The 10,562-nt window shown below is 44.4% G+C and carries 10 protein-coding genes; 5 read left to right on the top strand and 5 right to left on the bottom strand.

The genetic code is table 11. The annotated features are described in order from the left end of the window. The 3 genes from thyA to RMO79_RS18235 form a co-directional block, all read left to right on the top strand. Positions 1-835, top strand: an 835-nt coding sequence (gene thyA / locus RMO79_RS18245; RefSeq protein WP_310484666.1) for a thymidylate synthase, incomplete at its 5' end; no start/stop codon positions are given. Positions 836-847: 12 nt separating this feature from the next. Beyond that, complete coding sequence (locus RMO79_RS18240) at positions 848-1,414, top strand: dihydrofolate reductase (protein WP_310484665.1); 567 nt, start codon at positions 848-850, stop codon at positions 1,412-1,414. 79 nt (positions 1,415-1,493) lie between these two features. Beyond that, positions 1,494-2,030: a dCMP deaminase family protein gene (locus tag RMO79_RS18235; RefSeq protein ID WP_310484664.1), complete on the top strand. Its 537-nt coding sequence runs from the start codon at positions 1,494-1,496 to the stop codon at positions 2,028-2,030. Between the two features lie 91 nt (positions 2,031-2,121). On the opposite strand, the gene RMO79_RS18230 is transcribed toward RMO79_RS18235, so the two are convergent. Together RMO79_RS18230 and RMO79_RS18225 are read right to left on the bottom strand one after the other, a co-directional pair. Further along, the gene (locus RMO79_RS18230) at positions 2,122-2,868 is read right to left on the bottom strand and encodes a phycobilisome rod-core linker polypeptide (protein WP_310484663.1); all 747 of its coding nucleotides are present in this window, start codon (positions 2,866-2,868) and stop codon (positions 2,122-2,124) included. Positions 2,869-3,196: 328 nt separating this feature from the next. Further along, positions 3,197-3,577: a hypothetical protein gene (locus RMO79_RS18225; protein WP_310484662.1), complete on the bottom strand. Its 381-nt coding sequence runs from the start codon at positions 3,575-3,577 to the stop codon at positions 3,197-3,199. A 171-nt stretch (positions 3,578-3,748) separates the two neighbouring features. On the opposite strand from RMO79_RS18225, the gene RMO79_RS18220 reads away from it, so the two are divergent. Then, entirely contained in the window at positions 3,749-5,362 is a 1,614-nt protein-coding gene (locus tag RMO79_RS18220) for a CHAT domain-containing protein (protein ID WP_310484661.1), read from the top strand. A gap of 196 nt (positions 5,363-5,558) precedes the next feature. Here the strand turns inward: RMO79_RS18220 and RMO79_RS18215 are convergent, their stop codons facing one another. After that, complete coding sequence (locus tag RMO79_RS18215) at positions 5,559-7,400, bottom strand: phosphodiester glycosidase family protein (protein WP_310484660.1); 1,842 nt, start codon at positions 7,398-7,400, stop codon at positions 5,559-5,561. A 267-nt stretch (positions 7,401-7,667) separates the two neighbouring features. Between RMO79_RS18215 and RMO79_RS18210 the strand changes: the two genes are divergently transcribed. Next, positions 7,668-8,216 carry a hypothetical protein gene (locus RMO79_RS18210; RefSeq protein ID WP_310484659.1) on the top strand — a complete coding sequence of 183 codons (549 nt, stop codon included), beginning with the start codon at positions 7,668-7,670 and terminating at the stop codon, positions 8,214-8,216. Here the strand turns inward: RMO79_RS18210 and RMO79_RS18205 are convergent. Next, positions 8,184-9,731 (bottom strand): trypsin-like peptidase domain-containing protein, encoded by a 1,548-nt coding sequence (locus RMO79_RS18205; RefSeq protein WP_310484658.1) that lies wholly within the window; start codon positions 9,729-9,731, stop codon positions 8,184-8,186. The two genes, RMO79_RS18210 and RMO79_RS18205, sit on opposite strands and share 33 nt — an antisense overlap. A gap of 35 nt (positions 9,732-9,766) precedes the next feature. Then, the gene (locus RMO79_RS18200; RefSeq protein ID WP_310484657.1) at positions 9,767-10,273 is read right to left on the bottom strand and encodes a DUF1993 domain-containing protein; all 507 of its coding nucleotides are present in this window, start codon (positions 10,271-10,273) and stop codon (positions 9,767-9,769) included. Positions 10,274-10,562 lie beyond the last annotated feature (289 nt).

Below are 10,562 nucleotides of genomic sequence, written 5' to 3'. Positions count from 1 at the left end.
CGGATTGAGTTATCGACTAACTGTATCAGCCCAAGCTTTCCCGATTTTGACTCACAAAAAGATTCAATGGCGGAGCTTGGTGACAGAAATGATTTGGTATCTATCCGGCGAACCGCATATTCGCAACCTCAAACAACATACCAAAATTTGGGATGCTTGGAGCGATGCAGATGGCAATTTAGAAACTGCTTATGGTAGGTTTTGGCGATATTATCCAGTGCCCGATTATGAAACTCCAATTCGGCGCGAAGATAGCAACTATTTATGCGATGGTGAGGTATTGATTAATTTAGCCGATAGTAAATATCGGCACGATTTAATCGTTGATGCAAAAGAGTCGATCGCGATTCCTTGTTTCGACCAATTAAGATGGGCGATCGATGAGTTAAAACGTAATCCTCGATCGCGTAGACTACATATTACCGCTTGGTATCCACCGAATGCGACGATGAGTAAGTTACCACCTTGCCATCATAGTTTTACGTTAAATTATCAAGGTGGTAAATTAAATTTACATCTTCATCAGCGGTCGTCAGATCATTGCGTGGGTAATCCATTTAATCTAACTTGCTATTCATTACTACTATTATTAATTTGTAGAGAAGTTAACTTAGAACCAGGAGATTTTTATCACTCAATTACCGATGCACATGTATATGTGGATCATGTCGAACCTTATCGCAATGCTAGTCGAGAAACTTATGAATTACCGCAATTAGATTTGAGTCAATTGGGCGATCGATCGATGTTCGATCTCACTTATGATGATATCGATCGGATTCAATTAGTCAATTATCAACATGGTGCCTTTATTAAATTACCTGTAGCAGTTTAAAAATAAATAATAATGCAAAGAATTTTAATTGCCGCGATCGATAAAGATGGTGGCATCGGTAAAGATGGTTATATGCCTTGGCATTATCCCGCCGATTTGAAACTATTTATGAATCTGACGATGGGTAATACGATCGTGATGGGACGAAAGACTTTTGATGGCATGTTCGATCGAGAGAAAGCACCATTAAAAGGCAGACAAAATATAGTTGTGACATCGCAAGCAGAGCAGTATCGATCGCGATTTACCGATAAATATTTAGCCTCAGAATTAACTTTTACTAACGATATTAATTGTAAAAATATCGAATTAGCAACAGACGCTAAAGTATTTTATTGTGGCGGAGCCAACCTATATCAACAGGTAATCAATCTAGTCAATCTTGACATCATCTATCTTTCTCGCCTAGATGAAAGTTATGATTGCGATACATTCTTTCCCCGCAATCCAGAATCGATCGACAAACAATTTGAGCCGTATTTACCACCTCATTTTATTAATAGCTTCTCCGATACTATGGCAGGTAAAAAATCTTTCACTTTCCAAATATATACACCAAAGCCATTGATAATCTACTAATGCTTATATCGTTGTGTATAAATAAATCTAAAACCTAAAGCCTAATACCTAAAACCTAATACCTAATACCTAATACCTAATGTATGATATTTCTTCGCGTCCGACTTGGGATGAATATTTCATGATGTTGGCAAAATTGACCGCCACGAGATCTACTTGTTTAGCATTTCCTGTCGGAGCAGTAATCGTTAAAGATCGCCAAGTTTTATCGACAGGTTATAATGGTTCGCCATCGGGTTCGGTACATTGTACGACTCAGGGCTTTTGTTATCCCGAATTGAGTGCGTGTAATGCTAGTAAAACTCTTCCTTCTCGATCGGTACATGCCGAAGCAAATGCGATCGCGCAAGCTGCCAAACACGGTATTTCCACGGGCGGAGCGAGTATTTACGTTACCTTAGAACCCTGCTTATCTTGCCTGAAAATTATCATTTCGGCAGGGATTCGCGAAGTGTTTTATGAGACGACATTTAATAGTGGCGATAATATTAAAGTTCGGGATTTCTTGCTTGCAGATAGCTCGATCGAACTCGTTCAGATTCAGGTGTCTGAAGCAACTGCCAATCGATCGGCAGCATTTTTACTAAATCCTACATCAGTAGAAACTTTTAGCTAGCGATCTAAAAAGAGGCTTTCGATCGAATCGCTTAACCCATAGGCAAAGTAATCGATCGAAAGCCTCTTATCTTATCTAAAGATTGCCGCAATTAGCGACGGGGGACTAGACTGTTGTAGTCAATGTTGTAAGGTGAGATCGATTGAGGCTGATTGCCGATCTTGCCCAGACTTTTTGCCATTGATAAATATAGCGAAGGATCGCCTGCCTTGGCTTTTTTCTCTTGAGGAGTATATCCACGCACAGCAGCTTGCCAAGAAGCTTTGGGGAACCCCAGCTTGCCACGATAGTAGGCATCGTAGCGAGGAGATTGAATATTAAATGGTAATTCACTAGCACCGGAAGGTAATACCCGCCGACGCTGAAAGGGGACGATACTATCGCCAAAGTTTTCTAGGTATTCATCGCTATTGAGTAGGTCGTTAATGAAGCCAGCACGACCTTTAGTGCCGATGACGATCGACCAAGCAATTTTTTCCGCATCGCTGTATACGTCGCGTCCTAGCACCTTCTGAACGCAATGGGTGACGAACCGATAGTTGCTGTTGAGGTTGTAGAAACTATTTGTGAAAGTGTTGGATAAACATAATCCCCGAATAAAGTCCCGGACGGTAATTTGACCGCTACGGAGTTGAGATTCTAGGAACTTTTCGCGATCGGCTGCAAAGGCATGAAAGAAGATCTGACGATAAGCTGCTCCAATGAGAATATCGATCTCACCTGAAGATAGTAAGTTATCTGTCGAGAAAACGCGCGGCTGCTCGTCCCCAGGCACTTCGTAGCCACGAACGCGAGTATTTTGACTCGAAGGAGCATATTCTAATAATGGAAGAGACATATGTTTAAAGTTATTTTCTTACGAAACTTTACAATTTCTCTCATCATAATCCCGATTTGGTACCTACTCCCGCCCCCGCGTTGAAAACATTACATTCCTTAATTTTCCCTCAAGCCTAGTAGCATCAGCCTTCTGGTTGTTTCTAAACGTACCACTTTGGCTCACTTTTGGGAGTGGGGAGTTGGGGGCGGGGGAGACGGGGAGACTGGGGGACAAAGGAGATGGAGGGGTGTGGGGAGTGTGGGGGGAGAAAAACTATAGAACGCAGTTCTACTAAACCCTTTCCCCTTTCCCCTTTCCCCTAAAACCTAAAGCCTAAAGCCTAAATCTACCAATCATCATTAACGATCGCGGTTGGGAGTTTTAATTTCGGAAATCGATAGAAGGTGTCGCCATCGTCATCGACTTCGGGAAAACCATCAAGCAGTCGCACTTGCTCGTCGAGAAAAATTTTGGCATTTTGACTGCTTACTTGCGAAATTGCCATCAACTGAATCAAGGAAATCGAACTATCCTGTTGTCGTAATAGTTGGTAGAAAGCAGCTTCTAGGCGTTTGCGTCGATTGGATTTAGAGATGAACCCTGCCGCTCCTGCTCCGATACCCAATAAAAGTAGTAATTCAATTAAGCCCATAGGGTAAGTAATTGGAGAATAACCATACAGTGAAAGTATACTCAGATCTGGAGTCAACGGGAGTTCGATCGCCAATTTTGATGCGGATCGCAGCGGCGTAACGATCCATATGTTACTAACACTCGTGACAACAGTTAGACGATCGTCGATAATGACACTGGATGCGATCGTCCTCTACTAACATCTATTTTAACGATCGTCGCTGCCGTTGGTACATTCTCAACCCCTATTTTCAGACCTCTATCCGTGGATGAACATCCTTCTCTAAATATTGCAGTTGCCCGCTTGGGTACGACCGCACCAGATAATAATTATGCGGTGTGGGTGCTTAAAGCACCATATCCTGGCGGCTATGTAATTGAAAATTGTCATTGGACGATCGAACTATCTCAAGCTTGGTTGGGATGGCAAGGTTTATTTAGTCCGGGAAGTAGACCCTATTGTTTGCCGTGTCATCAAGATATCAGCATTCCCGAACTAGATCTGGATGCGGTTACGCCTGTAGATGCGCCGCAACCGCAAATTTATAGTGCTAACTTGATGCAGCATTTGGGGTTGAGTTTGTGGCAGTGGTTATTTTGCAAACAGGTAGGTAATGCCTTCGCGCAAAGTCAGGGAATGGCGATCGGACAGGGCAAATTGCTCCGTCTGCGCGTCGAAGTTCGCGATCCGGACTTAATTCCATTACCATGGGAAATCATCCAGCCACAGCCCGGTAAACCCGCAATCAGCCTCGATCGACAGGTGTTATTCAGTCGGACGAATAGCGATGTCGATCCCTTGCCCCCCCAACGACTCGATCGATCGATTAAAATCTTGCTAGTACTAGGACAAAATATTCCTGGTAGCCCTCAGTTAGATCTCCAGCAAGAGTCCGCGACGATCGCTCAAGCCTTACGAAATACTATGCCCAGCGGGTTCAATCCGCCCAATCGACTCAATCCAGCGGGTTGTCAAGTCGATACTTTGGTGCAACCGACTCCATCGGAGCTGATTGCCAAGCTCGAAAGTCAGCAATATAATGTATTTTTCTATGCCGGACACGGAATGCCCGCACCAGAAGGGGGATTATTGATTCTCAACGATCTGGGGGGAATTAATGGCACGGAATTAGCCCAATTACTCGTCCGGTGTGGGGTCAAATTAGCAGTATTTAATTCTTGTTGGGGCGCGCAACCATATCAGCACCAGCAACAAGCTGTTCCGCGCAGCAGTCTGGCAGAAGTGTTGCTACATTATGGCGTACCCGCTGTACTAGCAATGCGCGATACGATCGCCGATCGCGAGGCTCTGAGCTTTATTCAGACTTTTACACAGGCATTGGCACAACGACTGAGTATCGACGAAGCCGCCGCGATCGCTCGCCAACAACTGTTAATTTTATATAAGTTCAATCAACCTGCGTGGACTTTGCCGATTCTGTACATGCATCCAGAGTTTAATGGCGAATTGATTCGTCCTTTATCTGAAGCAATTACCGAGATTCCCTCAGTTCCGCAAAAGATTCCCGCCGCATATATGCGATCTTTGAGTTTTCATACTCATCCCGATTTTCCGATTAGTTGCGGCTTAATGCGCGTCGGTAGATCTAGCGATAATGACTTAGTAATCGTCGAACCCTGGGTATCGCAACGCCATGCGGAAATTATCTATCGATCTCCATCGATGAACGATCTGACTAATGGGGTATATTATCTCCGCGATTCTTCTCGCTTTGGTAGTTATGTTCTCGATGGCGAAGGCAAATGGATGAGGGTACATTCAGGAGAATTCCCGCTCCAGTCAGGAATGCACCTAAAATTTGGCAGCGAAGAAGGGCAGGTTTTGGAATTTAGGATCGAGAGTACGATGTTTCGGTGAAGGGAGCGGGGAGACGGGGAGTAGATAGCCAGAACCGCCTGGGGATTCATCCCCAGGCTAACAACACAAGTCCACTGAAGTGGACTATCAAATTCTTTAGTCCACTTCAGTGGACTTGAGCCACTAGCCCGCACTTCAGCGGGCGGGTAACGAACGTAGCAAATATTCTTACTCCCCGCTCCCCGCTCCCCGCTCCCTAATCCCCCTCTATCGAAATCCCGATCGCATTGTGCACGCGTGCGGCTGTGGCTGAGGCGCGATCTACTAATTGCCCGCCGAGATAGAGACTGGTAGAACTCCCGCCATCGAGGTTGAGCGCGTCTACAACACCCATCTGTTGGACTAATTGTGCCATTTCTCCTAATGTTGGCCCTTTGCCACCAGCGCGATTGTGGACGGCAAAGATCAGCGTATTCCCCGTGTTATTAGTGCCGATCGCACTGCGGACGGCGGCTTCTTTACTAAAATTCACTCCAAAATTTTCACCTTTAGCATCGAGCACAATTTGGCTCGATCGTACCAACCAGGGGCCAGCAGCGAGAATTTGAGCGTACTTATCAAATTCGGGCGGGGTAATCTGCTGTTGGAGGGTTAAGTTAGTCCCGATCGGCAGGCTCCCAGATAGCTCTATTTGCCCCCGCAAGGTCAGTAAATAGCCGTTGGGGGGAATTGTGATGTTGACGCTGCCGATGGCGTTACCTGGGGTAATTTGAGTGACTTTATCTTGTTGGACTGTGAAAATTAGTTCGTTGGCTTGCATGGGGGTGTAAGTGCTGCTCCATTCGGTGGTGTAGCGACTGAATCCGGCTTGAATGTGGGCACTATTGAGGGCGAGTACGGGGATGCGATCGCCTGTGGATGTATTTAATGTTTCTTGCATCTGCAAGCGGGCAATCTGGATTTTACCTTTGTCGTTCCAACAGATCGCGCCGCGATTGAGAATGGGGCTAGATAACCATTTGCCATCACGTTTGAGGGCACCTAAGGGCATCCGATTGTTGCGATTGAAGTAGCCGCCGTTAATGGCTGCGACGATGGGGGTGGTGGGGGCAAATTTAATCAGATGGTTGGTACCGACGAGGCTGGGTTCGACAGCAAGCATCGGTCTAAATTTAATGCCTTTTTGACGCGAATCGATTTCTAGATAGCTGACAGGGAAATTATGTATGCCTAATTTGACCCATTTTTGTTTCCATTTTAGTCCTGGTGCCCAATTAATTTCGCGATCGGGAATATTAGCAAGGTTGCTATTTATCCTAATTTCGAGACTGGTTGGCGATAATAATTTTGCGCCCGCTCGTTGTCCTTTGACGATCGGGAATTGAACGATCGTTTGATTTTTACTACTGGTAATTTTATATTCTAATTTTTGGGCGGTAGGATCGTCATCGGGATCGAGATTGGGATCGAGGGTTGGCAGTGGGGCATTGAGTTGAGTGAGCAAGGCTGGATCGGCGGTAGCTTCGATCGTCAGGTAACCTTCGGTGGGGGTTTGGCTGAGTTTCCAGGGTGTATGTCGATCTAATGTGACGGTAATTTTGCCATTTTTAGGAGTGGTATCGCGGACGACATTTGTTACCCTAGTGGCTGGGGTATTGAGTTGCAGTTTGTTGCCTGTTAATTGCCATTGCCAACCGCTCTTTCTGGCGAGATCGGTAATATCTAGATATCGATATTGAGAGCTAAGTTTCGCATTCGTAATAACTGGTGTAGAATTGGCCGATCGATACCAATCGATCGGTTGAGTGCGATAATTGCTATTACTAAATAATACTACTCCGAGTTGGCGATCGAGGGCGGTATCGCTAATTCCCAATCGGGTGGTATTGCCAACTTGCCATTGCGCCCACGGGATATTTAAGGTTTTACCATTTAAAAAAATTTCGGTACCGCGATTGACAAATTTTGAGCTAGTAAGATCGCTGGCTGGTTGTTGGACGATGCGATTGTTTGCTGGTGCTGCGTAAACGATTCTGGGCGCAAAGACGAGCGTGGAAAAGAGTGCGATCGGGATTAAAGCTAGTTTTTGATAATTCATTAAATTTAGATAGATGCAGCAGGATTGAGGATTGGTGATGTGGCGATCGACTGGAGGCAGAAAATTCAGTCATGAGATTGAGACAGCGATCTTTATCAATCTGTTTCCTCGATCTTTAGTACGCAAAACATCACGGGATAATTACTGAGTAACCATGTGCGATTTAGCTTTCTCGCTTCGATGAGGAACAATTTACCGACTTTTGCGTTCTGATTAACAGTAGCCCCTGGAGTTCTTCAATCTAGCCGATCGAATTGTATAACTAATATGAGTAAATTTGAACTTTGCGAAAAATTTGGTTTGACAATAATCTTCGGTTTATTGTTGACTCACACAGATCTAGCCTTTTCATCTCAATCGAATCGTCCTAAAGTCGAAATCCAAAAGCCGATCGTAGCCAACATTCAGGCTCAAAACTCCGATGCCGATGGATGTGAAGCTTATGCGGCTGGATATGCTGTCGCCAGAACCAAGCGATATTATATTGCAATTTGCGGTGGCTCAAATCGTAAAAACATGAGCTTTTATGCCGCTAAAACAAACGATACTCCCGAACAATCCGAGCGAGGAAAAATTCAGATCGACAATGTATCATTTAAAAATGGTACTTATACTGCAACACGCGGTAGAGATACGTATATTTTAACGCCAAGATTGTTCTCGCTCAGACGCGATGGCAAGATCTTAGTTAGAGAAACGGTGGTTAAATACACCAATCTTTCCAGAGGAAAACAAGATCGCAGCAAGGCTTTATCTAGCTTGAATGAGATTAAATTCCCAAAATCATTGATTCAAAAAGCTAATATCATCGATTAAACCGTCGGGAGTACTCATTGCAAATTGACTTGCCAATCGTTCGTCTAGTTGGGCTTGGGGGAGCTTTCCTAATGCTCGATTGGCAACTGCTCTAGCTCGATAAGCTGGAGCTAGTTTCGGATTCGTACCGAGGGCGCGATTTAGCTCCATTAAGCCTTGTGGATACTGCCGATTTATCACTAGCATTTGTCCTAACAAAGAGCGCGCTCCTGCCGATTGAGGGGCAATTTGGACGGCTTTACGGGCGAGATTGAGAGCTTCGAGAATGTTTCCTTGTGCGGATCTGGCGATCGCAAGATTGTTATAAGCATAATAAAAAGTGGGATCGATCTCGTTCGCGGAGCGTTCCTGTAGGGAAATCGCCCGATCGAGATTGGCGGTGGCGACAGCATAATTTTTGAGTCTGAGTGCGACTAGTCCCCGCACATTATACGCCATCGCATTTTTTGGAGCTAATTCAACCGCCCGATCGCAAACGCCTAAAGCTTCTCCTTGTTTGCCAAATTCGCTCAAGAAAAAGCATTTGGCTGCATAGGCAATTCCCAATTTAGGATCGCTTTTAATTGCTAAATCTGCATCTGACAAAGCCGCACCAATTCGTCGATCGAACATAAAATTAGCCGCCGCTCTAGCTAGATAAGCCTTGGTATATTTAGGATTTAATTTAATCGCCTCATTCATTGCATCGATCGAACTGCCGAGATTACCACGATTGAATCGATCGACCCCAATTAAGAAAAAGTCTACAGCTTGCGGAGCTTTAGGTGTTTTTATGGCGACGATAATCGGTGGCTTACCGCCGAAATCTACACCTAGTTTACCAGCTAATTGCATAAAGGTATCGATCGGAATTCCTAAATTAAACCCCGTTTTAACCCGAATATTTTCATTAATCTTCGAGGTTTGAATAGATTCTTGCACATCGCCTTTACCATGAATGGCAATCGTTTCTCCAGCATCATTAAATACTGGCCCTCCACTCATTCCGGGGAGAGTATTATTGCTATAAACGAGGGAATACCCCCCCGTTAGCGGACGATTGGCATTAGCGGTTACCTTCCCTTCCGTAAAATTGTAAATCGAGTTATTAATTGCGGTGGTAGCCAATGGAAATCCGGCTACATAGACGACTGAGCCTTCGCTCGCTGCTTCGACTTTTCCTAATCTAGCAATTGGATAATTAGCAGTACTAGTAAATTTAACGACCGCCAAATCGACATCGGTTGTCGCTTTAATATTAGTTGCTACTAGCGGGTAATTTTTACCATCGGGGGTAGTAATTTTAAATTCTTGCTGACGATTTCTGACGACATGAGCGGCAGTCAAAACTGTATATGTATTGCCTTCTTTTTTAATTACAACACCAGATCCGACCGAATTTTCGCTATCGATCGACACCGTAACCGACTTAGCAATTTTCCCAACTTCTACTGCCGACAAAGCCATCGCCGACTGCCCGAATAAGCAATTCAATCCGATCGCCACACTACCAATCCACCACCAATACCGAGACATATCGATCGACCTATTTATATGTGTAATTTGAGAGTTTATGGTTTGCCTAGAAAGTCAATTTTGCCTAATTCTACTCCAGAATGTCTGAGAATATTATAAGTCGTAGTAACGTGAAAATAGAGATTTGGTAAAATAAACACATTCAGATATGGCATTCCTTGAAGCGTAATTGATTCTTTACCCATCGGTAAGACGATCGTTCTAGCTTCAGAACCATCGATTTGTTCTGGCGCAATCGTTTCTAGATAAGTAATTGTCTGCTTAGTTCGATCGATTAGTTCGGCAAAAGTTTGTTCGTTATCCACCATCGAAGGTGCTTCTAAACCCGCGAGTCTAGCCACTCCTCGGCGCGTCACGTCGGAGGCGATTTGAACTTGCTTGCTTAATGGATGCATATCTGGATAAAGGCGACTATTTATCAAAATGCTGCTCTCGATCTTTTTTGCTATAGCATAACGATCGCCTTTTTCGAGAATAGTTATTAAATTATTTAACGATCGTACGATCGGTGGTACCGATGCCTGATACATAGAAATATTCATAGATTAGTGTTTCGTTAAAGTGAATGGTGCGGGAGGGGAAAGGGGAAAGGGCAAGAGTCGGAACCTGAAATGCTTTAGACTTATCCGTATATATTTTAGAATTATCTTAGATCGATTCGGTGTCTGACGATCGATCTGTTTTTAGCATTACTATTTTAGCCGCGATTTTTTGGTTGACTTGATGGGTGCTTGCTGAGATTTAGGTGCTACTTTTAAGGTAGACTGACGATCTCCACGATTGCGAAATGGAGATCGCTTATATGTAGATACCAACCAATCGCTCGTGTAG

The sequence above is a fragment of the Chamaesiphon sp. VAR_48_metabat_403 genome (assembly GCF_031422475.1).
Taxonomy (GTDB): domain Bacteria; phylum Cyanobacteriota; class Cyanobacteriia; order Cyanobacteriales; family Chamaesiphonaceae; genus Chamaesiphon.
The sequence above is the reverse complement of the archived record's forward strand: the minus strand, read 5'-3'. Positions and strand labels throughout refer to the sequence as shown.

Bases quoted from the DNA above. Each gene is read 5' to 3' on its own strand.
- RMO79_RS18240 (WP_310484665.1), top strand. From the start codon at position 848: ATGCAAAGAATTTTAATTGCCGCGATCGATAAAGATGGTGGCATCGGT.
- RMO79_RS18235 (WP_310484664.1), top strand. From the start codon at position 1,494: ATGTATGATATTTCTTCGCGTCCGACTTGGGATGAATATTTCATGATG.
- RMO79_RS18230 (WP_310484663.1), bottom strand. From the start codon at position 2,868: ATGTCTCTTCCATTATTAGAATATGCTCCTTCGAGTCAAAATACTCGC.
- RMO79_RS18215 (WP_310484660.1), bottom strand. From the start codon at position 7,400: ATGAATTATCAAAAACTAGCTTTAATCCCGATCGCACTCTTTTCCACG.
- RMO79_RS18210 (WP_310484659.1), top strand. From the start codon at position 7,668: ATGAGTAAATTTGAACTTTGCGAAAAATTTGGTTTGACAATAATCTTC.
- RMO79_RS18205 (WP_310484658.1), bottom strand. From the start codon at position 9,731: ATGTCTCGGTATTGGTGGTGGATTGGTAGTGTGGCGATCGGATTGAAT.
- RMO79_RS18200 (WP_310484657.1), bottom strand. From the start codon at position 10,273: ATGAATATTTCTATGTATCAGGCATCGGTACCACCGATCGTACGATCG.